The 23,183-nt window shown below is 58.9% G+C and carries 27 protein-coding genes and 1 tRNA gene; 7 read left to right on the top strand and 21 right to left on the bottom strand.

The features are described from left to right. Positions 1 to 2: 2 nt before the first annotated feature. Genes IE127_RS16970 through guaB form a run of 4 tightly spaced genes read right to left on the bottom strand, consistent with a single transcriptional unit; the run spans position 3 to position 3,787 of the window. Positions 3 to 488 (bottom strand): TspO/MBR family protein, encoded by a 486-nt coding sequence (locus IE127_RS16970; protein WP_189426979.1) that lies wholly within the window; start codon positions 486 to 488, stop codon positions 3 to 5. 32 nt (positions 489 to 520) lie between these two features. Next, positions 521 to 1,798: an RsmB/NOP family class I SAM-dependent RNA methyltransferase gene (locus tag IE127_RS16965; protein WP_189426978.1), complete on the bottom strand. Its 1,278-nt coding sequence runs from the start codon at positions 1,796 to 1,798 to the stop codon at positions 521 to 523. Beyond that, positions 1,798 to 2,232: an MAPEG family protein gene (locus tag IE127_RS16960; protein ID WP_189426977.1), complete on the bottom strand. Its 435-nt coding sequence runs from the start codon at positions 2,230 to 2,232 to the stop codon at positions 1,798 to 1,800. Before IE127_RS16960 ends, IE127_RS16965 begins: the two co-directional genes overlap by 1 nt. Before the next feature lie 55 nt (positions 2,233 to 2,287). After that, positions 2,288 to 3,787: an IMP dehydrogenase gene (gene guaB / locus IE127_RS16955; protein WP_189426976.1), complete on the bottom strand. Its 1,500-nt coding sequence runs from the start codon at positions 3,785 to 3,787 to the stop codon at positions 2,288 to 2,290. A 229-nt stretch (positions 3,788 to 4,016) separates the two neighbouring features. On the opposite strand from guaB, the gene IE127_RS16950 reads away from it, so the two are divergent. The 3 genes from IE127_RS16950 (at position 4,017) to IE127_RS16940 (ending at position 6,813) form a co-directional block, all read left to right on the top strand. Continuing rightward, positions 4,017 to 5,462 (top strand): MFS transporter, encoded by a 1,446-nt coding sequence (locus IE127_RS16950; protein ID WP_189426975.1) that lies wholly within the window; start codon positions 4,017 to 4,019, stop codon positions 5,460 to 5,462. Positions 5,463 to 5,562: 100 nt separating this feature from the next. Then, positions 5,563 to 5,742 (top strand): hypothetical protein, encoded by a 180-nt coding sequence (locus tag IE127_RS16945; RefSeq protein WP_189426974.1) that lies wholly within the window; start codon positions 5,563 to 5,565, stop codon positions 5,740 to 5,742. 321 nt (positions 5,743 to 6,063) lie between these two features. Continuing rightward, positions 6,064 to 6,813, top strand: a complete 750-nt coding sequence (locus IE127_RS16940) for a dienelactone hydrolase family protein (protein WP_210310539.1) — start codon at positions 6,064 to 6,066, stop codon at positions 6,811 to 6,813. A 66-nt stretch (positions 6,814 to 6,879) separates the two neighbouring features. Here the strand turns inward: IE127_RS16940 and IE127_RS16935 are convergent, their stop codons facing one another. Together IE127_RS16935 and IE127_RS16930 are read right to left on the bottom strand one after the other, a co-directional pair. Continuing rightward, on the bottom strand, positions 6,880 to 7,653 hold the full coding sequence (locus IE127_RS16935) for an RlmE family RNA methyltransferase (protein ID WP_373297336.1): 774 nt from the start codon (positions 7,651 to 7,653) through the stop codon (positions 6,880 to 6,882). Continuing rightward, entirely contained in the window at positions 7,589 to 8,785 is a 1,197-nt protein-coding gene (locus tag IE127_RS16930) for a Ppx/GppA phosphatase family protein (protein WP_189426971.1), read from the bottom strand. Before IE127_RS16930 ends, IE127_RS16935 begins: the two co-directional genes overlap by 65 nt. Positions 8,786 to 9,068: 283 nt before the next feature. Here IE127_RS16930 and IE127_RS16925 point away from each other — a divergent pair, with 283 nt between their 5' ends. From IE127_RS16925 to IE127_RS16910, 4 genes are all read left to right on the top strand, one after another. After that, positions 9,069 to 9,308: a hypothetical protein gene (locus IE127_RS16925; protein WP_189426970.1), complete on the top strand. Its 240-nt coding sequence runs from the start codon at positions 9,069 to 9,071 to the stop codon at positions 9,306 to 9,308. Positions 9,309 to 9,421: 113 nt separating this feature from the next. Beyond that, positions 9,422 to 9,495: transfer RNA gene (locus tag IE127_RS16920), tRNA-Gln, on the top strand. A 147-nt stretch (positions 9,496 to 9,642) separates the two neighbouring features. Continuing rightward, positions 9,643 to 11,289, top strand: coding sequence for a site-specific integrase (locus IE127_RS16915; protein WP_189426969.1), 1,647 nt, complete (start codon positions 9,643 to 9,645; stop codon positions 11,287 to 11,289). 61 nt (positions 11,290 to 11,350) lie between these two features. Beyond that, positions 11,351 to 12,832 (top strand): DUF8370 family protein, encoded by a 1,482-nt coding sequence (locus tag IE127_RS16910; protein ID WP_189426968.1) that lies wholly within the window; start codon positions 11,351 to 11,353, stop codon positions 12,830 to 12,832. A 130-nt stretch (positions 12,833 to 12,962) separates the two neighbouring features. Here IE127_RS16910 and IE127_RS16905 read toward each other — a convergent pair whose 3' ends face one another. From IE127_RS16905 to IE127_RS16835, 15 genes are all read right to left on the bottom strand, one after another. Beyond that, positions 12,963 to 13,142: a hypothetical protein gene (locus IE127_RS16905; protein WP_189426967.1), complete on the bottom strand. Its 180-nt coding sequence runs from the start codon at positions 13,140 to 13,142 to the stop codon at positions 12,963 to 12,965. Further along, the gene (locus IE127_RS16900) at positions 13,139 to 13,474 is read right to left on the bottom strand and encodes a hypothetical protein (protein WP_189426966.1); all 336 of its coding nucleotides are present in this window, start codon (positions 13,472 to 13,474) and stop codon (positions 13,139 to 13,141) included. The genes IE127_RS16905 and IE127_RS16900 overlap by 4 nt, the downstream gene beginning before the upstream one ends. Further along, on the bottom strand, positions 13,471 to 13,914 hold the full coding sequence (locus IE127_RS16895; RefSeq protein ID WP_189426965.1) for a hypothetical protein: 444 nt from the start codon (positions 13,912 to 13,914) through the stop codon (positions 13,471 to 13,473). Before IE127_RS16895 ends, IE127_RS16900 begins: the two co-directional genes overlap by 4 nt. A gap of 99 nt (positions 13,915 to 14,013) precedes the next feature. Continuing rightward, positions 14,014 to 14,517 (bottom strand): hypothetical protein, encoded by a 504-nt coding sequence (locus tag IE127_RS16890; RefSeq protein WP_189426964.1) that lies wholly within the window; start codon positions 14,515 to 14,517, stop codon positions 14,014 to 14,016. Between the two features lie 53 nt (positions 14,518 to 14,570). Next, positions 14,571 to 14,792 carry a hypothetical protein gene (locus tag IE127_RS16885; RefSeq protein ID WP_189426963.1) on the bottom strand — a complete coding sequence of 74 codons (222 nt, stop codon included), beginning with the start codon at positions 14,790 to 14,792 and terminating at the stop codon, positions 14,571 to 14,573. Between the two features lie 823 nt (positions 14,793 to 15,615). Next, positions 15,616 to 16,062: a hypothetical protein gene (locus IE127_RS16880; protein WP_189426962.1), complete on the bottom strand. Its 447-nt coding sequence runs from the start codon at positions 16,060 to 16,062 to the stop codon at positions 15,616 to 15,618. An 81-nt stretch (positions 16,063 to 16,143) separates the two neighbouring features. Beyond that, positions 16,144 to 18,417, bottom strand: coding sequence for a tape measure protein (locus tag IE127_RS16875; RefSeq protein ID WP_189426961.1), 2,274 nt, complete (start codon positions 18,415 to 18,417; stop codon positions 16,144 to 16,146). Continuing rightward, the gene (locus IE127_RS16870) at positions 18,414 to 20,036 is read right to left on the bottom strand and encodes a terminase large subunit (protein WP_189426960.1); all 1,623 of its coding nucleotides are present in this window, start codon (positions 20,034 to 20,036) and stop codon (positions 18,414 to 18,416) included. The genes IE127_RS16875 and IE127_RS16870 overlap by 4 nt, the downstream gene beginning before the upstream one ends. Further along, positions 20,011 to 20,406 carry a phage terminase small subunit P27 family gene (locus IE127_RS16865; RefSeq protein WP_189426959.1) on the bottom strand — a complete coding sequence of 132 codons (396 nt, stop codon included), beginning with the start codon at positions 20,404 to 20,406 and terminating at the stop codon, positions 20,011 to 20,013. Before IE127_RS16865 ends, IE127_RS16870 begins: the two co-directional genes overlap by 26 nt. Further along, complete coding sequence (locus IE127_RS16860; RefSeq protein WP_189426958.1) at positions 20,403 to 20,717, bottom strand: phage head closure protein; 315 nt, start codon at positions 20,715 to 20,717, stop codon at positions 20,403 to 20,405. The genes IE127_RS16865 and IE127_RS16860 overlap by 4 nt, the downstream gene beginning before the upstream one ends. Then, positions 20,714 to 21,118: a DUF3168 domain-containing protein gene (locus IE127_RS16855; RefSeq protein WP_189426957.1), complete on the bottom strand. Its 405-nt coding sequence runs from the start codon at positions 21,116 to 21,118 to the stop codon at positions 20,714 to 20,716. The genes IE127_RS16860 and IE127_RS16855 overlap by 4 nt, the downstream gene beginning before the upstream one ends. After that, positions 21,115 to 21,540, bottom strand: a complete 426-nt coding sequence (locus IE127_RS16850; protein WP_189426956.1) for an HK97-gp10 family putative phage morphogenesis protein — start codon at positions 21,538 to 21,540, stop codon at positions 21,115 to 21,117. The genes IE127_RS16855 and IE127_RS16850 overlap by 4 nt, the downstream gene beginning before the upstream one ends. Continuing rightward, positions 21,537 to 21,830 carry a head-tail connector protein gene (locus IE127_RS16845; RefSeq protein ID WP_189426954.1) on the bottom strand — a complete coding sequence of 98 codons (294 nt, stop codon included), beginning with the start codon at positions 21,828 to 21,830 and terminating at the stop codon, positions 21,537 to 21,539. The genes IE127_RS16850 and IE127_RS16845 overlap by 4 nt, the downstream gene beginning before the upstream one ends. 371 nt (positions 21,831 to 22,201) lie before the next feature. Further along, positions 22,202 to 22,354 carry an HNH endonuclease gene (locus IE127_RS19865; RefSeq protein ID WP_189426952.1) on the bottom strand — a complete coding sequence of 51 codons (153 nt, stop codon included), beginning with the start codon at positions 22,352 to 22,354 and terminating at the stop codon, positions 22,202 to 22,204. Between the two features lie 196 nt (positions 22,355 to 22,550). Further along, positions 22,551 to 23,180, bottom strand: coding sequence for a phage tail assembly chaperone (locus tag IE127_RS16835; RefSeq protein ID WP_189426946.1), 630 nt, complete (start codon positions 23,178 to 23,180; stop codon positions 22,551 to 22,553). Positions 23,181 to 23,183 lie beyond the last annotated feature (3 nt).

The following is a 23,183-nucleotide window of genomic DNA, read 5'->3' as shown; positions in this document are numbered from 1 at the left end:
GCCTAGTTAAGAAGACCGATCGACAGATTGAGCGTGGCTGCGAATGCCACCCAGCACAGATACGGCACAAACAGCCAAGCCGCGATCCTGTCTTGCCGCCAGGCTGTGAAAATGAATCCAACAATCGCGATAAGTAGCAGGCAGACAACGGCAAATGCCTGCCAGATGAGGTTCTCTCCGAACCATAGCGGCGTCCACGCCCAGTTGAGCACCATTTGCGCCACCCAAAAAGCCATCGGTACGGATCTCGGGTTGACGAGGAAAATACGCGCGCCGGCAACACCGATCATCGCGTAGAGTATTGTCCAGACGGGACCGAACACCCAATCGGGTGGATTGAACGGGGGCTTTTCAAGGCTGCGATACCATTCGCCGGGCTGCACCTGCGAGCCGATAAGGCCCCCGACAAGAATGACACCCACTGCGAACAGCAGATAAACAATCCATTTCTTCGTGCGATGGGCCGCGCCCAGACCTTGTGTGCTCATGATTCATCAAACGAGCGCTGAGCGGCTTCGGTTCACCGGGTAGCGGTTCGTTTCAACGCTGCGATGTAGAATCCGTCAGTGCCGGTGCGCAGAGGCGTCAGCAGCAAGCCATGCGGCATGTCCAAGCCACGGAAATCACCGTTCAGGTAGCTCGTCCAGACATGCTTGAGATTGAGATCCTCAAATCCTTCGTGGCGACGGTGGAAATCGGCAACCTGATCGGCGTTCTCTTCCGGGAGCAGTGAACATGTGATGTAAACGAGAGTGCCGCCCGGCTTCAGGCTTGCCACGGCGGCATCGAGAATTGCCTGCTGTTCGGCGACGCGCAACTGCAGCTGCTCGGTAGAGAGTTTCCACTTTGTGTCCGGCCGGCGCCTCCATGTACCGGTGCCCGTGCACGGCGCATCGATGAGGACCCGATCCATGCGGCCAGCAAGGTCATCAAGGGCCTCTGGTTCGGGCGGTCTCACCTGTGCATTGCGGACACCGGACCGCTTGAGCCTGTCGTAAATAGGTGCGAGGCGCGATCGGTCACTGTCGTGGGCAAAGATCTGTCCGCGATTGTCCATCGCGGCTGCCATTGCCAGCGTCTTGCCGCCGCCGCCCGCACACAGATCCAGCACCTGCTCGCCCGGCTGCGCCCCCGCCAGCAACGATACGATTTGGCTGCCTTGGTCCTGAATTTCGAACCAGCCTTTTTGATAGCCTTCATCCGTCGTCACGTTCGGCGTGCGCGAATCGCGCTGGCCCGCGGGCAGACGTAGGCCGGTGGGGGCAATATCGGTTGATTGTGGGCTAAAGCGCTTCAGGCTATTGGCCACGCGTTCGACACTGCTCTTGAGCGTATTGACGCGAAGATCGAGCGGCGGACGCTCTGCCATTGCCTGCATTTCAGCGATCCACTCACTTCCGAGTGCACGTTCGAGGCTCGGCTGCAGCCATTCCGGTACATCGGGAACGGCAGGACCATCGGCGCGCCGCAGCGCTTCCATTTCCGTCTCGGTGATAGGTTCAGGCGCGTGTCGATCGTCCGTGAAGCTATTGGCGAGGGCTTCTGCCGGCTCGCCCCAATCCCGCACGACGACAGAAAGAACGAGCGCGCGCGGCGCATCGCTCTGCATCGCCTGAGCGTGGGACTGGCGGCGACGCAGCGCATCATAGACCAGATTGCCGATGGCGGCGCGATCGCCTGCTCCGGCGAAGCGGTGGGCAAACCCCCAGGCTTTCAACGCCTCGGAAACCGGGCGATGGCGTTGCTCAACCTCGGTCAAGACCTCAATGGCAGCACTTATTCGACCTGCAAGACGCATCAAGCGGCTCCCGACAACAAAAGACGCAAGAGAACGACGAGCCACAGCAGCGCCAGAACCCCGAACCCGGCAACGTAGACCTGGAATCGCTGCATAACGTTGTTGGTGCCGGTATGGATCGCCGTGTGAAAATACCGCAGCGCGACGAAGAAATAGGCGAGAGCGACTTCAGCCCAATTGGCGCCTCCGGCAGTGATAGCCAGAATAACCACCACGTAGAACAGTACCGGCAGTTGAAACTGGTTGTCGAAATTGTTCGACAGCAACCGGGCCTTGAGCGGATAGGCTTCGCGATCAACAGCGATGTCGCGCATCGGAATTTCACCGCGCATGACCCGCGGCACTCGCTCCTGCCCCATGCGGACGAGCACGAAAAAGGTCAGCGCGGCCTGCAAGGCCATCGCCACGAGCAGGAACTTTTCAACGAGTGTCACAAGCACACCTGAAGTCTTGAATCAGAGTCTGAAAGCCGAGCTATGTGGTTGTTTTTCAACGACCCCTATAGTTCGGAGCCTCGCGCGTAATCGACACGTCATGAACATGGCTCTCGCTGAGGGCGGCGCCGGAAATCCGCACAAAAGTGGCGTTGTCCCGGAAGTCCTTGAGGTTATGCGCACCGGTATAGCCCATCGATGCGCGAAGGCCGCCTTCGAGCTGATGCAGCACAGCGCTGGCTGCACCCTTATAGGCGACCTGGCCCTCGATACCTTCGGGCACAAGTTTCATCTGATCGCGAACATCCTGCTGGAAGTAGCGATCGGCAGAGCCTGCCCCCATGGCGCCGACCGAGCCCATGCCGCGATAGGATTTATAGGAGCGCCCCTGGTAAAGGTAGACCTCGCCGGGCGCCTCATCTGTACCCGCGAGCAGCGAGCCGACCATGACGCAGGATGCGCCAGCGGCGAGCGCCTTGGCCATATCACCGGAGAACTTGATGCCGCCATCGGCGATCACTGGCACACCCTGCCGGTCGCCCTCCTCCGCGCACGCCATGACGGCCGCGAGCTGCGGCACGCCGACACCGGCGACCACGCGCGTCGTACAGATCGACCCCGGCCCGATCCCCACCTTGATGGCGTCGGCGCCGGCGTCTATCAGCGCCTTGGTCGCCTCGGCGGTCGCGACGTTGCCGGCGACAATGCGCGTAGAATTACTTTCGCGCTTCACCTGCTCGACCGCCTCGGCCACCCGTACCGAATGGCCGTGGGCCGTATCGATCACCAGAAGGTCGACACCGGCTTCGATCAGCGCCAAGGAGCGGCGGAACCCGTCCTCGCCGACGGTCGACGCCGCGGCGACGCGCAGACGGCCCTGTGCATCCTTGACCGCGTTCGGGTTGAGCTGCGCCTTTTCGATATCCTTGACGGTGATAAGGCCGACGCAGCGCCCCTGCGCATCGACGACAAGGAGCTTTTCGATGCGGTTGGCGTGCAGGAGCCGCTTGGCATCGTCTTTGGACACGTCATCGTGGACGGTGACGAGGCCTTCATGCGTCATCAACTCGCGGATCGGCTGAGTGGGATTGGAGGCAAAGCGCACATCGCGGTTGGTGAGGATGCCAACGAGCTTGCCGGTGACACGTCCGCCGCTGCCGCCGTTTTCGACCACCGGAATACCCGAGATGCGGTGGTTCTGCATGAGGCCGAGCGCATCCGACAGCGTAGCGTCAGGGCCGATGGTGATCGGGTTCACCACCATGCCGGACTCAAAGCTTTTGACTTGGCGGACCTGTTCGGCTTGCGCCTCGGCGCTGAGGTTCTTGTGAATGACACCCATGCCACCTGCCTGCGCCATGGCGATGGCCATGCGCGCCTCTGTCACAGTGTCCATGGCCGAGGACAGGATCGGCAGGTTGAGCGCGATATCGGAAGTGACGCGGGTTGAGATGTCGGTCTGAGTCGGCAGGACGTCGGAACGCGCCGGCTGCAGAAGCACGTCATCAAATGTCAGCGCAGCTTCACCGGTGATCGAGGTAATGATTTTCGCCAAGGCCAGACCCTTCCTGCCTTCTGAAATAAACAGAACTGTTGGAACACGCCCCGGTGACGCTGTTGCGAAACGCTGGGGCAAGGTTGGCAAGGGTCATTACCAGCGCCAGGCTGGCTTGGCTAGTGACCCTAATCGATGGGAGCGATCGTCAATAATGTGCGTTACCCATTGCAACGCCCGCCATTGAGGGCGATAAATACATGACCGTGGCACATACCTGCATTTTACATTGACCCGCATCATACCCCTGACCCTGGCGGTCGCGCTGTTCATGGAGAACATGGACGCGACGGTGATCGCAACGTCCCTTCCCGCGATCGCGGAGGATATCGGCACGACACCTGTCGCGCTGAAACTGGCGTTCACCGCCTATTTCGTTTCCCTGGCGATCTTCATTCCGATCAGTTCGTGGGTTGCCGACAAGTACGGCGCGAAGAACGTGTTCCGTGCGGCGATCGTCGTGTTCATCATCGGCTCGATCTGTTGCGCCTTCGCCGGGTCACTGCAGGAATTCGTAGGGGCGCGATTCCTCAAGGGGATGGGCGGCGCGATGATGTCGCCTCTGGCGCGTCTTATCCTGCTGCGGACGACGGAAAAGTCGAAACTCGTCGACAGCATGGCCTGGCTCACAATTCCGGCGCTGGTAGCACCAACGATGGGCCCGCCGGTGGGCGGCTTTCTCACGACATTCCTCAGCTGGCACTGGATTTTCCTGATCAACGTGCCGATCGGGCTCGCGGGGCTCGTGCTGATCACTCGCTTCCTGCCGGAAGTGCCGGTTGTCAGGCGCCGTCCAATGGATTTCCCAGGATTTGTGATGATCGGCATTTCGTTTGCCGGTATCGTCTTCGGCTTGTCGCTGGTCAGCCTGCCGGTGCTGCCGATGTGGGTCGCGGCAGTATCGACTGCGGTGGGTGTCGTGGCGGCGATTGCCTATTTGAGCTACGCACGACGCGCGCCACACCCGCTTCTCGATCCCAAGATCTTTGAGGATTCGACCTTCCGGGCAGCCATCTCGGGCACGACGCTTTTCCTCATTGGCGCCGGCGCCGTGCCCTTCCTGCTGCCGCTGATGCTGCAGCTCGCTTTTGGCTATACCCCGTTTGAATCCGGCATGATCACGTTCACTGGCGCACTTGGCGCCCTGATCATGAAGTTCTTCGCCGGGCGGCTTTACATGGCCATCGGCTTCAGGACGGCGCTGATCTGGGCAGCAGTGCTTTCGACAATCGGCATGGTCATCAAAGGCTCATTCAATGCCTCGACACCGGTGGTCGTGATGATGGTGGTGATCCTGATGGTCGGCATCTTCCGATCCGTCTTTTTCACCGGACAAAACGCATTGGCCTTTGCAGACGTCAAGGAAGAGGATCAGGGGCCAGCGACAGCGATCCACGCGGTCATGCGCCCCATTGCGACCGCGCTCGGCGTTGCGCTCGCTGGCGGTGTTCTGGAAGCCAGCTCTAGCTTGAGAGGCGCGGAACTGGAACTGATCGACTTTCAGATCGCCTTTTACGTCGTTGCAGCCGTCTCCGCGCTCTCAGCCGTGCCGTTCCTCTTGATGTCGCGGCAAGCGGGCGCCAGCGTATCGGGCCACCGATCAAAGAGCGAACGCGCTGCTGCGCTGGCAAAATCGACGCAATCGGGTCTCGCCGCAAAGGCTCCGAGATTTTAGGCCGGCATCCCGACAGCACGGGGATCGAGAGCTGCATCGAAAATAGGGTGCGAACGCATTGAGCAAGCGACAGTCGTACGCTGTCATGCTAGACTTAGATATGGACCCGAACAAAACCACTCTCGAACGCGCCTTCGAACTCGCAAAGTCCGGACGCTATACGACCAATGGCGAGATCAAGCAGGTTCTTGCCCAGGAAGGCTACACAGCCTCCCAAATCACTGGGCCCGCGCTGATGCGCCAGTTGCGCCAGATATTGATCGATAGCCGCGCACACTAATGTCGGTGCAGTCTGCCGGGCCTTCTGCTGCCGGTCTGAAAGCTGTCGGTTCAGCCACTATTGGCAGAAAATCCCAACTCTAGCAGACAGCTTGGGCTTCTCGATCAATGGGTAAACCGGCAAGCTACGTAGCGAGGACTGGTATCGCCAGACCCCCGTCAGCCGGCTTAGGCACCAGTGCGTTCGACACTCTTCACGTGCATCCCCCGCGTCGTCGCTCGAGACACGTTCCTGTCACTGTCGCTCGCAACACTTGCCGAAGTAGCGAGTTTGGTTGCTGTGTCTGTTTTTCACGACGCGCAAACTTCAGGGAGAGTTATGATGTCACGCTTAGGGATTATCGGGGCCGGTCTTATGCTCACTGCCACGCCCGCATATGCGGAGCTGGTTGCGCAGAGCTTCGATTATGAGGTTGGCGGCGTACCCATGCAGGGCTATGTCGCCACAAATACCGCAATCGAGCCAAAGGGTACTGTTCTGATCGTTCATGATTGGGACGGGCTGACGGATTACGAAGAACGCCGCGCCGAAATGCTGGCTGCTCTTGGCTATACGGCCGTTGCCATCGACGTATATGGCAGCGAGCGTCGTCCGTCCTCATTCGAGGAGAACCGCGAACGCTCAGGTGAGCTTTATGCGGACCGCGATCTGTTTCGCGAGCGGCTCATGGGGTCACTAGCGGCGGCCGAGGAACTCGATGGTGTGACGGACGAGATCGTCATGATCGGCTACTGTTTCGGTGGCGCTGCGGTGCTGGAAGCGGCGCGGGCCGGCATGGATCTTGAGGGCTTTGTCAGTTTTCATGGCTCGCTGGCGACACCGGAAGGACAGAGCTACGAGGGTGTGGACAGCCCCATATTGGTGCTGCATGGCTCTGCCGACCCGAATTCGGGAATGTCGGAACTGGCTGCACTGATGGATGAACTGCAGGCAGCCGGCGTCGAGCATGATGCCGAGATCTATGGCGGCGCCCTGCACGCCTTCACTGTTTTCAGCTCGGACGACTATGATCTCGATGCTGACCAGGCCAGCTGGGCCGCATTGCAGACGTTTCTCGCAGAAGAGCTTTAGGCTCTCGGGGGCCGGGACTATTCCGGCCCCACCTTAACGCTCGCGAAGAGTGGTGTAGCAGGCCGCCTACTCTTCCTCGATCTCGCTGCCCTTGAAGCCTTTCGCGACGAGATACGCCTCGGCAGAATCCTGTCGGCTGGACGGGGGTTTGGCGTGAAAGGTGGTGCGGAAATTGCGCTTGAGCATATGCAGCAATTCATGCTCGGTGCCGCCCTGGAAGACCTTTGCGACAAAGCTGCCACCCGGCTTCAGGACATCCATGGCGAAATCTGCCGCCAATTCCACCAGTTGAATGATGCGCAAGTGATCGGTGGGCCGGTGGCCCGTGGTCGGCCATGCCATGTCAGACATTACCACGTCCGCCTTTTGCCCCTCGAGTGCTGCGATCAGCATCTCCGGGGCATCGTCCTCGGTAAAATCCTTCTGCAGCAGTTTTACACCGGGGATCGGGTCCATCTCGAGATAATCGATGCCAACGACCAACGGCCGCTCATCGGTCGAGCCGACGGCTTGAGCCGCCACCTGCGACCAGCCACCCGGTGCCGCGCCAAGATCGACCACTCTGCCGCCGCGCCTGAACAGATGGTGCTTTTCGTCGATCTCCTTGATCTTGAAAGCAGCGCGCGAGCGCATGCCTTCGGCGCGTGCCCGTGCGACATAAGGATCGTTGAGCTGACGCTCTAGCCACTTGGTCGAGGAGACCGTGCGCTTTTTCGCAGTTTTCACGCGCACCTTCAGATCGCGCGCCGATTTGCGACCGCCCCGCCCCAGAGCCTTATCTGCCATTGCGCCGCCCCCGGGATTGCTTGCTCGTGGAGATGCGGCGCGGCCGATCCGCATCGATCAGCGAGATCAGAATGCCTTCGCGCAATCCCCGGTCCGCGACACGCACGCGCTCGGTTGGCCACTCGCGCCGGATCGCCTCGAATATCGCGCAGCCCGGCAGCACAAGATCGGCGCGATCCCGACCGATGCAAGGATGTGCCATGCGACGAGCATACGTCATGCCGAGAAGCGCCTTCATCGTCGCATCGACCTGCGGACGTGCCATCCACAGGCCATCAACCTTCTGACGCTCATAGCGCTCAAGGCCAAGATGCAGGCCCGCCAACGTGGTGACGGTGCCGGACGTGCCGATGAGGTGCACGGGATGATCGATGATCATCTGCTTGAGCTTTTCCCGTCCGCGGAACAGGCGCAGATGGCTTGAGACATGCTGGACCATCGCCTCGAACACTTCGGGGGTCACATCGACGCCGCCGAATTTTTCGGCGATAGAGACAACGCCCACGGGCAGCGACTGCCAGGAGCGGATGGAGGCAGACATGCGGCCCTGGCTACGCGGCCGGCCGCCGCGGAAATCGAGCCAGGCCAGTTCGGACGAGCCGCCGCCAATATCGAACATCAAAGCGCCGTCGGCTCCTTGCTCGATCAGGTCGGCACACCCGGTCACGGCCAGTTCGGCCTCCGTCCGGCGATCGACGATCTCGAGATCGAGCCCGACCTCTTCCTTGACGCGCGCCAGAAACTCTACGCCGTTTTCTGCTGCGCGACAGGCTTCTGTCGCGATCAGACGCATACGGGCCGGCTGATGATCGTTCAGCTTGTTGGCGCAATGCCGCAACGCCTCGACAGTTCGAGCCATTGCCGCATCCCCAAGACGTCCCGTCTGCGAGACGCCCTCGCCAAGCCGGACGATGCGGGTAAATCCATCGAGGACGCGGAAACTGCGGTCGTGCGGACGGGCGATCAGAAGGCGGCAATTGTTCGTGCCGAGATCCAGTGCCGCATAGGTGGGGCCGCGGTATCTGCGCGTGGCAGGGTGGGTAAACTTCGTCCGCCTGTCCGCTGCTCCGGAGGGCAGTTGCGCTCCCTCCGTTGCTCTCGACGGCGGCTTGTTGCCACCAGTACGAAAGCGGGCGCCGACTTCGCCATCAGGCAAAGCGACAGCGGACCGATTCTCATCGGTCACTCAAGTCTCCAGTCCGTCCGGTCGCTAGATGCGGAAGCTCCGATCGCGCCCGATTACGGTGTCAATCAACGTTGGTATGGAGCCTAGTGCAGAACACGAATAGGCGCAATGGCGAGACTAAGGTTCTCACCCGCAACGACACCCAGGGCCAGTGACTTAAGTATCGGCCAGAGGCTGACATTATTGTACCATCAACGCCCCAACTTTCTTGCGACGTAGACTTTTTCCGTTATCATTTCATTCTTGAGGAGTTTCGGCGTTTTGAGCAGGCCCGGGGGCGGCAATGCAGGTGGTCGTATTTATCTCCAAGCCAGCCTCCTCGGAGGCATCTCAGAAGGAAGAGCCACGCCTTCTCGTGCTGCCGGACAGCGCCAAAGCCGCGATACCCACCCACCTGCGCGACATTGACTGGTCGTATTTCGCGACGACCTCTTCGGCGGACAAACTGATCGGGGGCCAGTCGGAGCGCATAGAAGAGGCGCTCAAACTCCAGGGTTTCTGCGTGATTGCGCCCACCTACTGATGCTTGTCCGGACGCCGTGCACGCGGCCTTTCGGCAGGGTTGATCTCACCAGAAAATGTGCTAAAAGCCCTCCACACAGGCGCTCGGCGCCTGGCCAAGCGCTCCGCGCTGCTTGGGGAATAGTTCAATGGTAGAACAGCGGACTCTGACTCCGTCGATCTTGGTTCGAATCCAGGTTCCCCAGCCAATCCTCCCTAAGTCATTGATGTTCCAATAAGTTCTTGTTTCACAAGCACTTATCAGCACGTCACTGATCCACTTTGGTGATCCACTTCCGGCGAAATCTGCACCGCCGTGAACCGATCGCTATAAAGCCTGGGGAAGGAGAAATGGCATGGCAAACGGCTCTAACCTCAAACGGCGCGGCTCCACATATTATGCTCGGCAGGTCGTCCCGACTGAACTTCAGCACCTCATGGGCACGCGCGAGCTCGTTCGGTCTTTGAACACCAAGGATCGGCGGACCGCTAATACTCGCAAGCTTTCAGTGCTTGCAGAATGGCACCACAAATTCGACGAGCTGCGTCGGCGGCGCGACATCGCCGAAGAGGACTTCGCGAGGGCCACATGGGATCACTACGCGACTGAGCTGCGGGCAGACGAGCTTGAGCGCACCATACCGGAGCTGACGAGCAGAACATGGATGGCCGGAAGCCGCGAACACCATACGCGCGCGCTGCGGGCGCACCTTGGGCGTGGCGAGACGGTTTTGATTGAATGGGCTGCTGATGCTTTCATTGAGCGCCACCAGCTCCTAGTCGAGCCCGGAAGCAGCCAGTATCGCGAACTATGCTTCCGGCTGATGCGCGCACAGATCGAAGTGGTGACACGCGCCGGCGAGCGCGACATAGGCAACTACGCTGGCGCGCCTGTAGACCCCATTGTCACACGGCCTGCGGCTACTCTGGAAGTCGCAAAGCCGGGCGAACGGCTGATGGAATTGTTTGAGCGCTACGCCAAGGAGAACCCGAAGGCCATTTCTCAGGCGACGCTGATGCAGGCACGGCGCGACATTGGCACGTTTGTAGAGTTGGTCGGTTCGGACTTCCCGGTTGGCGATCTCAATAAGAAGGCAGTGCGCGAATGGAAGGCCCTGCTACAGGAATACCCGGTGAAGGCAGCGGAGACTTCCATCTTCAAGGGAATGAGTTTCCGCGAAATTATTGAGGCGAACGGCAGGCTCGTAACGCCCAAGCCGGTCATCTCCGCCAAGACCGTAAACCGCTACATGGCAGCTTTCGGGGCTTTCTGTAACTGGCTTGCAGCCCACGACTACATCGCGGCCAACCCGTTTACCGACATGTATCTGAAGGTGGACAAGACCAAGACAAACGTCCGGCCTTTCACAGATGATGAGCTTCAGGTGCTTCTGGCCTCGCCACTGTTCACCGGATGCAAGAATGAAGTGAAGTGGCACGTCCCGGGCGAGCACCTGATCAGGGACCACCGCTACTGGCTTCCGCATGTGATGATGTATTCCGGCGCCAGGCCCGGCGAGATCGCTCAGCTTCTAGTGGATGACGTGCGACAGATGCACGGCGTTTGGGTAATGCACTTTACCGACGAAGGCGATGACGAGAAGAGCCTGAAAACCAAGGGATCATTTCGCGTCGTGCCAGTGCACTCCAAGTTGGTGGAAATGGGCTTCATTGAGCACGTAGAGCGCCAGCGGGCTGCTGGCGAGCGTCGCGTGTTTCCTGAAGCGGAGCGCAATGAGCGCGGACATATCGCCGCCAAGTTCGAAAAGAAGTTCGGGCTCTATCTGATCAAGCTCGGACTAAAAGAAGGGCGCGGCTTGTCACTCTACAGCTTCCGGCACGGCTTTTCAGATGCCATGCGCCGAGCGGGACTGATGGACGAAGAGTTCGGCTTTCTGATGGGCCACAGCAAGTTCAGCATGACCGCGCGTTACGGGCAGATGCCGCAGGGCACACTACAGAAGCGCGTCGAGCTTATTGAGATGGCAAAACATACGACTTAGCTCATTCATGGACTTTAGCTGCTTTCGCAAATAGTCTGCCCCGAGCTGTTGGGGGAATTGTATGGCTACTCTTGTCACACCGATCCTGTTTTCTAAACACTTCGGTGTATCGCCGGAGGCGCTCGCGGCCGAGGGACTCTTTGATCCCGTTCTGAATGCAGACAGTCGACTGTTCATAGACCCTCTCCTGCTAAAGAATAGCGATATCGAGTTAATTCGCGAGAATGGCAACGAACTGCTGCGGAAGCACTTCGGTGACGTTGTAAGGCTTCTCGCTGCGAGCAAGACACCAGGGGATGCGGCTTGGAAGGGAGCTGGGCGGCTGCTCAATTTAAAAGAGCGACCAGAGACGTGTCTGGGTTATGGTGGGTCGAGCACGAGGGGCAGCTCGAGACCGAGGAACGTTCGAGACCAAGTTCTCGCGACAGCCAAGGAGATCATTACTCTCGGAGAGACCGACCCCGAGATCATCTCGCTTATGGGAATGTTCGAAGAGGGTGTGGGACCGGACACGATCAGCGACCTCGCGACCAACGCGATTTTCCCGGCGCTGATCGAGGTAACTGAGAAGTTCTGTAAGGACTACGGCGTCGAAACCGGAATTTTCAAGGACTATGGCGGGAGGCAACTACCCCCAAACCCGGGCGCGCCCGAAGTCCCAATAATCTTGGTGCCCTGCGACATCCTGAGGGACCTGCCTCTTGCCGCTGACTGGTCGGACGTATCGCGTGTGGTCCTTGAGATTGAGAGAATTCGGGAGGCTTTCAACGGCTTCGTTGGTCCCATCGCCGAAGCGACTATGGCCGACAAAAAGGCGGCCTTGCGCAAGGCCGCGTTAGAATCGGTCGGCAACTTCAGGACCATCTTCGAAGCTATCCTAGTGTCAAGCGATGCTTACGACCCAAAGAGTGATCCGCTGAACCTGTTTCGCTTCCGCGAGCTAATGGCTAGCCGACTTGAAGCCTTTAAGAAGCCAGGCTTTCAAGCTGCGCCTCCCAGTCGCGAAGAACTCCTTCGCGCAGTCACCGAAATCGTCAACCACTTTCGCTACATGGTGGAACAGAACAATTTATGGGAACTCCTTTGGGACAAGGATAAGCCGAAGAGAGAGCGCGCGGCGCAGCTTGTTTTCTTTGCTGTCGCTGAACTGTTCTGCAAAGCCAACAACATCGACATAGCGCCTGAGACCAACACCGGTGGTGGCCCTGTCGATTTTCGTTTTTCGATCGGTTACGCGAATAGAATTGTTGTCGAAATGAAGCTGTCAAAGGGTCAAGTGGTTCATGGCTACAAGACCCAGACTCGAATTTATCAGCAGGCAGCTCGCACCGACGAAGCGGTTTTTATAGTGGTCAACGTAGGCGGCATGAGAAACAAGTTGGGTGTCATCACGAAGCTCCACGAGAATGAGGTGGCCGCAGGAAAAAAGGCACCTCAGATCGAAATCGTGGACGGTCGTCGTCGCAAATCGGCGAGCACGAGAGAGAACATCGACGATGTGATCGATGATGATGAAGGTGGGGAAGAAGAACCCGAAGAATAGAGCGGCTGACAGGGCCGGCGTCTAGCCTATCACTAATGGAATTGGCACGGTTTATGTCGACTACAGCGAAGGTGAAATGTTCAGCTTGACACCCCGAACTGAGCTCGGGGTGCCATGTCTGGTAGCCCGCCTAGTTTTCTTCGAACTCAGCCGGATCGATGTTCTCGATCGCGTCCACAATGCGAGTTGCCAAAGTGCTAGTGTCGATCGGCTGGGCGGTCTTGATGGCCTCTTCCAAGGTAATCATCACTTCAAACTCCTGGCGTTCGCGGTAGCTCATCTGGTGGTCGAGACTGGTGGTGATAGTCATGCGCGTTCACCCCGAATGTAGGCGCGGTCAGCGTCATCAAGATCATTGATCGTCACTTCCCGCTCGGGCGCGTCATTGATCAGATAGCCGGCAACACCGTCATCGCGGCAGGTGCTATAGAATGTCACCGGCACGTGTCCATCGCGTATGAAGCGGAAGGCAAAGAAGGGTAGGTCATCGCCATCCGAACTTGTGACAAGGGTGGCGTTTGCCAGCATGTCTACCCGGTAGGTGCCGGGAAGCGCTTCAGTCGTTTCCGGGACAAACGACACAGGAATCACACCCACTCCGATAACCTTCGTAACCAGATAGTTGTCGAACTTTTCCATCATGCTGCCGGCTCCAGATCGAACAGCCCACCGGTCGCGTCGATAGCACCACCGCTCTTCAGGTGTGCCGCCATCATCAGAATCTCAGGATCGTCTGTAACGCCTTCCCCGCAACTGACCATAAAGGCCTTGTTGCACTTGAAAGCACGGCTGATGCGCCGCTGTAGATCGTGCCGCCGCCCCAACTCTGCAGCCGTGTAGAATTCATCTTCCAACGGCCAGAGGTTGACTGTGTGGCCAGTATGAAGAGCCACGTCCCTGATCTGGTTTGCGGTAAAGGCGGACAAGTCGCTCAGCACGATAGCGCACATATCGCACATGTTGCTAAATTCCTGCTTTTCTTCAGGCAAAGACTGAATGTGCGCGATGGCGTAGAGAAGCGCCTGATTGACAATGTAGCCGTCGCGCCCTGTAACGGACGTTGAGCGAGAGGTGCGGGCCATGATAGGCTCCCATTACTAGTGTTGGCAGGAAGCGCCTGCCGCGCTGCGCCGCTGTGGTGGGTTCGCGATTGAGCCCAAGAGCCCACCCAGCGGAATTTCTTATTCGGAGTAGCTGCCTTTTACGCTGATCTCAGCAAATGAGCGGCGGAACGTCTTCCCCTCCAAGCTGCTCTTAATGCCCTGCAATGCCACGATGTCCTTTAGCGCCTTGCTCTTAGCTTCAGCGTCCGACAAGTCGGTTTGCTCGATCTCGGCAATGCGGGCTTCGATTTCAGCGAGCTTGAAGGCGTTTATCTTCTCATGCAGCTCCGTCGCAGCGTTCAGAAATACGCCGGCCAGAAACTCCATTCGCTCAAGACTCGGTTTCCCACTCTGGCTGCGTTCAGTCAGATCATCGACATCGAAGGTGCAGACCTCTTCGGCGAAGCAGTTCGGCAGCTGAAAACCAGAAGCGACAATCCACTCCTCAAATTCATAATTTTCGCCGACAAATTCGGCGAACGAGCCTTCGATGAAGTTTGCCGTCAGATCTGGCGCTGCTTCCTTGGCGGCTTTCTTGCGCTCTCGGTAGCGACGGACCTTTTCTGCGTTAGACAATGCCATTTTCCAACCAGCTCCATAGTGTCGGTTACATGTAACCGACACTATCTTACGTGTCAAGCGGCTTCAATCCGACTGTCTTCGATGATCTCGCGCCACTTTGCGGGCCACACGTTGAGCATGCCACCAAGCTGGTCCGCCAGCGTGTATTCCTCCACCCTACCGGTGAACGGACAGAGCTTGACACCTAGCTTGAGGCGCAACGCGGCATTGATGTTGAACACATGAAGAAGTTCAGACCAGCTTAAGCTTGATAGATAGGTCGTTTCGTCGTGCATCGGTGTCCCCGTTGATCTGCAGGTTCAGAATCCGACACCACAACGGCCTTAGTCAAGTCACTTATCTATCTAAGTCATTGTTTTTTAAATAAGTAATCACTTACTTACTCACACAGAACGGCCCATCACAGTGCCACGAAAAACGACCCTCACGCCAAGCGAGGGTGAGGTTGTCTCGCTACTTTTATGGTCCAAGCGGGAAGCATGCAGACGAGAAATGAATGGCGTCACTCGGCGCTTCGCGCCTCCCTGCGCGGCCTTCGGCCTTACCAGCTCGCTTCGCTCGCTGCCCCTTTGTCTTGCTTGCCGGAAGCGGAAGAATAGGATGAACAGCCTCATCCAGAGTAAGACTTATCCCCCAGCCCTACGCAGTATTGGAAAAGCACTGCATAGCGCTTGGGGATAGCTTCAATCTCATCCGTCGAAGTGGTGAAGAGCCAAGGCTTGTTAGGCCAGCAGGCGGTGTCCATTGACCTGCATTAGCTCCGATATCCTGCCCATAGAGGGCAACACGGTCGAACCTGTCGGTTCTCGTCATGCGCGGCTTACCTTCAACCGCAGCATGACTTGCGGTTGTCGCTACCTCATCCTGTGAGGCTTTCAACATTGCCGCAATCATTGATGGTTCTTTTCGCTGGGCATTTCCCAGCACGGCCTCTCAGCAAGCGCGTCCAGCATTTTCTGCCGGGGAGCGGTATGCCGCCTTTCCGTGTTCGCCCACTGGCGGGCTCATCGCGCCGGTCTCATTCCCAGTTCGCGGATTTTAGTCTTGTGCCAGTATGCTCCTCACCGGGTAACGGCCCGGTTCGGCCTATTTCGGTATTTATAGCGAAAGTTGAGCGGTGCTGCGTTCGATTAACGTAGCTAGTTCGCGCGCGACAGATGGCGCTAGCGTGCGCTCGGCCCCGTTTGGGCCGGCTACCTTCACTGAGGTGCCTCGACGCGAAAGTCCCACAATCTCCGACCCGCTAAGCGCGTCGAGGATATCTGAGAACTGCGTCCCTTTAGGCCGCGCATACCAGCGCAATGCTACTGAGAATGCCTTGGCAACCTCTAAGGAATAGGTGCGCCGGAACACGCCGAAGTCGATCACGACGTTATTGGTGTCGCGACGGATTTCGATGCCAGGGATCCCCGGTTCCACTTTTTCATGCTCGACGGCCCACTCGATAAGTAGACCTACCGCTTCGGCAACCGTGATTTCATGCTTGGCAGCAATTTGCTTGAGCTTGGCTTCCCGCTCATCCGGCAACACAACGTGCTTGGACATTTTGGGCTCCTATTAACAAAATGCAATATTACTTGTTAACAAGAAAGAATGCAAGGTGTGGGTTGCTGTTTGAGGCAGGGCCTAAGCGCGCCGCAGATAGCCTCCCGGTCGGGTTGCGGCACGAATTTCTTCATGAACGGCCGCCCGGACTTGGTTCTCAACATGCTTGGCGGTCTGCCGTGCGAGGTCGTCATTTTGTTCCGGTTTGCCTCCGGTGGTATTGACGGTGACGTTAGACGTGATGGTGACGTTGGTGGGTGTGGCGTTGCCGTGGACACTGCCGATGTTATCGTTTGCCGCCCTTATGGCCGGCCCGTCACCAACAAGGCCACCAGTGGCAAACGCGGCGACTTTGCCATCATTGATAGCCCGCAATACGTCCAGATGCTTGGCCGTCTGAGAGGCTCGCACAACAAACTCGCCATCGGAAAGCCGCGCCGGAATGCTGTCGCTGGTGCCGCTTCCCGGACCACGGATTAGCCCGCCCGCTGCAGCCTCAACGATGCCGCCCTGGCTGAAGCCGAAGAGGCCGCCCAGCAATCCACCACCGCCACCCATCATTCCGGCAAACAGGCTGTTGATGACGGTATCAAGCGCCATATCTAGCAGCCGGTCAGCCAATCGTCCGAAAGCGTTGGCAAGCGCATTGGCGCCGTCGACACCGCTGCGCAGGTCGCTCAAGAGACCGCCCAAGAAATCCTTGACCAAACCCTTTGCGCCTTCCATTGCGGCCTGCGTGCGCTCTAGCGCCTCGTTCTGCGCCTCAATTTCCGTGACGAGCCCCCGTATGGATAGCTTCTGGGCTTCGGTGGCACTGCTCCCGGCTCGGCGCAGTTCGGTATCAATGCGTTTCTCGACTTCGGACAGACCGATAAGCCGTAGTTCGTTTTCCAACTCAGCGATCAACTCAGCAGCGGCATCAGCTTCGGCGCGCACTGCGGAAGCGCGACCACCACCGCCACTGCCACCACCAGCAACCGGCGCAACGGGATAATCGGCCAAGGTGACTCGCTCTACCGGCGTGGCAGGCTTTGGCGGCGGTGCACCCTCTTGCCCTGCATACGTCATCGGAAGGCCCGCAACGTCCGGCTGCAGCGCAGCACGCGCGGCCTCGCGCAAGGCTATGAAGTTCTGAATAACGGCACTGATTTGGCCCTGAAGGCTGCTGAAGTCAGGATTGGCATCGCCAAGAGCGGTAATGGCCTCCGCTGCCATCTCAGCGGTGCCGCGCCCTTCAAGCAGCTGCTGGACAAGATCTTGAAAAGCAGCGTCCAACTCGCCAAAGCGGCCTTTGGTGTTGGTTGCCAGATTGGACATGGCCTGTTCGGCTTGAGCCAATTCCAGCTGGGCGTCCGTGACGGAAGCGCCGAAGCTGTCGAACTTAGCGGCCAAGCCTTCCACCAGCTCAATGACGGTCTGAATATCGCGCATGTCCGCTTCGAAGGTCTTGGCCATGGCGTCACCAAGGTCGTTCAATGCGCTATCGAAGGAAGGAGAGTTTACCAGCCCGGTGATCTTGCTGCCCAGCGTATCTAGGAAGCTGGCAAACCGCTGTCCGGCACTGGAAGTCTCATTGAATCGCCCAGCAGCGTCGATCAGCACATTCTGAAGCCGGACAAACGAAGATGAGACGCTCATCTCCGCAGCCGCTACCTTGTGCTGCAACGTTACCGAACCAGCTTCGAAGGCATCGAAGAAAGCGGCAGACGAAACCTTACCGTCCACCACGAGTGTCCGAAGCTTCGAAACGGAGCCGCCTGCCTCATCAAGGCCAGCAGCGACGGCTTGTGCAATCGGCAGTGCGCCTTCAAGGATGGAATTGAACTCTTCGGCCCGCACCACTCCGGAGCCCATCGCCTGCGAAAGCTGAAGCAGCGCGCCGGATGCGGACTGCGCGTCGGTGCCTGCTACGCGAAGCGCTACCGCCACGTTATCAGTGAATTTCAGCATATCTTCGGTTGAAGCGCCAAGTTCGCCCTGCACCAGCGACACGCGGGAGTAGAGCTGCGCAAGGGATTCCAGCGGAGCGGCATTGCGCTGGGCAGACTCGAAGAGACTACGGTAGACCTTCTCAAGGTCTTCACCGGCAAGCCCAGCCACCCACAAGGAATTACCAATCCGGGTGCTTGTATCAATGAGCTGCTGAGCGGCACGCATAGAAACCGCACTGGTGACGCCAGCCATCATGCCAGCACCGATGGCTGCGAAGTGGCGCTCGATGCGCTGGCTTGCCAGTTTGGCGCGCCTTTCCATGCCGCCAACGTTTCGGTTGAGCACGCTGCTGCCACGGCGCAGGTCGCGCTCAAGCTTGGCGATACGCGCTTCAATCGAGATGTTCAGAATCTGGTCGTTCATCCGTAGACTTTCTGCATGAAATGGGGGTCGTCCCAAGCGGACGCGGAATTGTCGTTTGCGGCAGCTCGAGAGACGGCCATCCAGGTCGCAACGGCACCGTCGATGCGTCCGGTGCTCTTGCCCTTGTGCATGGTGCGATTGCCTGCGCTGTCAGTGTGAATGGCGACGTTGGAAAAGCACCAGCGCAGCAGCGGATGCCCGCCATGCCGGAAGGTGCCACCGACGATGTTGCGCTCAAGTTCATTGAGCGCCGGCGATTGCGTCACCCAGCCTTGCCGCATTGTGAGCACCGGCAAGCCCTCATCAGCTAGTGGCCCCATCACCGGCTGCGCGTATGCGGGATCAAAGGCAATCTCCCGCACGTCGAAGCGTGCGCAAAGCTCAAGAATGTGGTCGGTGACGGCTCGGTAGTCGATGACGTTGCCGGGCGTTGCCGTGAGTAGACCCTGTTCCGCCCATTCGGGATACGACACACCATTCCGGTCTGCGCGGTCGCGCAACAGGTCTCCCGGCAGGAAGAAGTGCGGCAGCACAGAGACAGTGCCATCATCATCACGGAAGGCGGCGACAACAGCAGTTAGATCGGTCGTGGCGCTCATATCCACCGCGACCCAGCACGGCTCGTTGTCCATTGGTTCTACGTCATTGGCGCACTTGTCATAGACGTCCATGTCAATGAACGGGTCCGTGCTCTGGTCAAGCCAGACGTTGAGCTTGAGCTGCCTGAAGCTCTGCCGCTCCCGCATGCTGCGCTCAGCCTTGGCAGCGGCGCGGCGGAAGCCTTCGAGACTTGGATAGCCATGCTTCAGGCCGGGATTGGTGGCATACCAAACCGACTCATCGCGCCAATCTGTATCGCGGTCGGCTTCGAAGAGGATCGGCAAGATTGAAGGATCGTCGACTTCGCCACGCGCCACTTTGCGGGCGTCTTCGATCTGTTCCCACGCGACGTTTTCTTGGCCACGGCCTGCCGTGGTCGCCACCACCATCAACGTGTTGTCGCTTTTGTCCAGACCGGACTGAAGGGCTTCCCAAAGATAGAAATTCGGCCAGACGTGTAGCTCATCGGCCAGCACAAAATTTGGAGTTCGACCATGCTGTGTGCCGGCGTCACCGGAAATGACTTCCAGCGTCACCCGCTCCTTTGCATAGATGATCTTCTTTGCGCTGTTGTGCGCGTCATAGACCTTCACCGCCCCTGAAATCGTGCGGTGCGCCTGCACGATGCCCAGCGCCTCCTTGAAGGCGATGCTGGCCTGCTTGCGGTCGGCGGCGGCGAAAATCGCTTCACCGTGCGGAACACGCTCCGGTCCAACGGTGTGCAGCAGCGCTAGTGCGGCGGCAGTGCTGGTTTTGCGGTTGCCGCGCGGCAGCAACAGAACCACTGTCTTCACAATGCGGGAGCCGTCCGGGTGTCGTGGACCGTAAATGCGGCGCACGATGCGCTCAAGCCAATGATCAAGCTGAAAGCTCTTATCGGGCATCCCGCTCTTGGGGTGCTTAAGCCAGCGCAGGAATTGGACAGCGCGCTCACCGTCACCGAAGGTATCTTCGATGGGCGTATCATCATAAATCCAGTGCGGGTATGTCGACCTAGATGCCGAAGGGATTGTTGTCATCGTTCCCTTCGCTACGCACCGCAGGCCGCGACCGGCTTACGGGAGTAAGGCCAAGCTCAGCAGCGCAAAGCCGCTGAGTGGTCTGGGCAGCATTCATGATTCCAAAAGCCGGATGGCGCTTCCCTGCCGCAGTCACCAACCCTTCCACATTGAGGATGCGCTGCGCCTGCCGCATTGTGCCGGTGGCAAGACAGTAGTTTTCCAATGTGGCAAGGTCCGCTTCCGTGAGCGTCCTGCGTTCACTAGTCAGGATCGGCGCGACTTTACGCCATTCGGCCTTTGCATCCTTCGACATGTAGCTCGGCGGCTTCGGCACCACAGAAACAGGGCTGCTGCCGCTCACGATGCTGGTGGGCTTGCGGCCTCTCATTTCAGCACCTCGCAATGCAACTCCATCACGCGCCGGCCCAGCTCCAATAAATTGGTGATGCCGTAAGCCTGCCCGCGAAAGATCAGCCGGTCGTCGGACGTGAGGCCATGATAGTGACGGATGCGCAGCACCAGTGACGCCTTCGCCGCTTCGCCAAACGCCATTCCAGCATCTGCGACCGAATGCGTGACCATCTCAGCACGAACCGTGGCAAAATCCGCCCAGGTCGTTAAAACGGTGCCAGCAGCGCTCACCTCTTCGGTGGCACGCTGCAAGCTGATCGTGTGAGACAAGAGACCGGCGCGCATCATATGGCACCGCCCATGAGCGCCCGAAGGCTCACAACGCCATGTCCGCATGCCGATGGGTCGGTCATATAGATGCTGCGTTCAACGCTCAGGCCGTTGGTGAGATCGAAGCCAGGCACGTCAGGCTCACCGAAAAGCGCCTTCGACACGGCAGCCCCCACGTTCTTGGTGGCCTCTAGCGTTTCGCCCCAAATGTGCAGATCCAGATAGACGGTCACGTTCCGGTAGGTCCGATAGTGACCGGCTGTCTCGACCTGCGCACTACCAAGAATGATACTTGGGAAGGCTTCGGGCCGGGTTCCGCCGTCTCGAATATTGGGCGGTTCTACCAGCTCCATGACGTGCGGTGAGGCAACTAGACGGGCGCGGATGGCCATCTGCAATGCAAGGCTTGGTTCTGTCATTCTTCACTCCAATGCTCACGAACGGCCTTGCGGGCAGCACGGTTGAGCCGGTTGGTGATGCGGCGCTGAAGGCTGCGCACGGCAGGCCAGAAGAAGGGCTGGGCCGGAGCATGCGCAGTGCCGTATTCCACCAGATGCGGATAGCGGACTTCCGAATTGCCCACTGTCACGATGGCCTCAAGCTCATGGGCAGTGCGGGAGCCACCCGGCTGGCTGTAGTTGGGAGTGGTGCCACCGGGCGGCGTTACTTCGATGGACTCGATAAGCGCGCCAGTGTCACGGGAAGTCTCGGCAAGGTTGCGCTGCATGTCTGCCAGTTCGTCAGCAGACTTCCTGATAGCCGGCTGCATGTCCCGCCGAACGGCTTCCGGAATGCCCTCAACACGCGCTAGAACACGCTTCAGTTGCGGTGAAGTGCTCATCGAAACACCCACTTCCGATGGGGTGCGATGAGGTCGGCATAGCCCATAGGCAGCTCGTTGGCGCTGATGCCCACCAGCACCGCCTCACGGTTTTCATACAGATGGGCGGCCTTCATCAGGATGGCTTCCTGAAGGTCGGCAGGTGCATCGGCATAGCTTACGGGCGTCTCCGCGCCAATGTCTGCGGAAACAGACGCTTCGGCAGCAGCAATCTTGCGGTTCAACAGGCCATCGTCGGCATCGTCATCGACGATGTTGAGCTGGGCCTTTAGGTCGGTAAGTGCGGTCATCCAAAAAAACTCTATTTAGGAAATATCTTGCGCGACGGACCCGCCGCCGGTCCCCTTGGAGGCTGGCAAATTCTCAACCACCCCGGTGGCCCATCGCGCAGACCATGTGGCCGGCGCGTTGTTGCGTGTTCTGCGTCCTGCGAATAAAAGCGATGAACAATTCCTATGGAGAAAGAAAATGGCCGAGTATATGCCTGTTGATGCATACAGATTGCTGCGCCAACTTGCGGTTGGCGCGGTTGTTTCTCTTGATAAAATTCGGGGTCCAGACGACATAGCAGCTGTAGATTACCTAGTTGCGCGAGGCTTCATTAAGAGGAGTTCCGCAGATGGCCTAGCAATCACAGAACAAGGCAGGGATTTCGGTCGCATTACCTCGAAGGCTTCATAGTCCGCTCTTGGCGCTGCTTGGTGCTGTTGTGGCAGTGAGCGCAAAGTGCCTGCCAATTGGTGCGGTCCCAAAAGAGCTGGTCATCACCACGATGCGGCGTGATGTGGTCCCATGGCTTGCAGGTTTTCCGCATGCACAATGCGAATGGACGATTAGAAACGCAGCGCGGGCCTTCTGCCATTCGGTGTTGTAACCGCGCTGCCGTGCAGATGGTCGGCGGCGATCATGGCGGGCTTTGCGTGCTCGGTCGCTGGCCTTTTGGCAAGCACAACGCTCACCGGACGGCACGATATTGCCGCAACCGCAAAGGTGTGGTGGCGCGATAGGCATCAGGTAGTGCGTCCCTTGTTCTTCAGAGAGTGCAGTGCCGCACGGTCAAATGCCGGATCGCTGCCTTGCTCTTCGATCTTGCGGAGTTGTTCGTCGGTGTAGTGGTCCGTCCTCGCGTCGGTTGCGGTGGTCCCTTTCGGGCTCCCGAACACGGCCTTGAGCACGTCTGTGATGAGGTCTGTTCGGCCAGCGCGGGCAGCGAGTATCTCTACGGGTGTTGCGTTCCATGCTTCCTCCGGTGCCCAGCCCAGCCAGCCGGTGGCGACGCCAAAGAGCTGAGCGAAGGCTTGCTCAGGATCGACAGGCTTCCCGTTGGCAGGTGCAGGTGGTGTGGCGTCGTTTGGATCGATGCCCGCAATAGCCAGGGCGAATTCGGCCAGCGGGCCGGTAAGGCGATTTCGGACAGCGCCAAGGCCAATTGCGGCGATCTCTTCCAGCAATAAGCTGGGCTTGATGGCCGCTTCCCTCAGCATGTCCAAAATGATGTTGACGTTGAAGCCATCGACGGCGGCAAGCAGGCCGGTGAGCCCGTGCCGCCGAACAAGGCGCATGCTGGCGCGGAGAGACGGGCGAAGCTCATGGGCGTCCCCTGCCAACTCGACAAAGATGCCATCCGCGCCAAGCTTCATGGT

Origin of the sequence: Devosia pacifica (genome assembly GCF_014652635.1) — a bacterium.
Taxonomy (GTDB): domain Bacteria; phylum Pseudomonadota; class Alphaproteobacteria; order Rhizobiales; family Devosiaceae; genus Devosia; species Devosia pacifica.
Note: the sequence above shows the minus strand (reverse complement) of the source record. Positions and strands in the feature narration are given on the sequence as shown.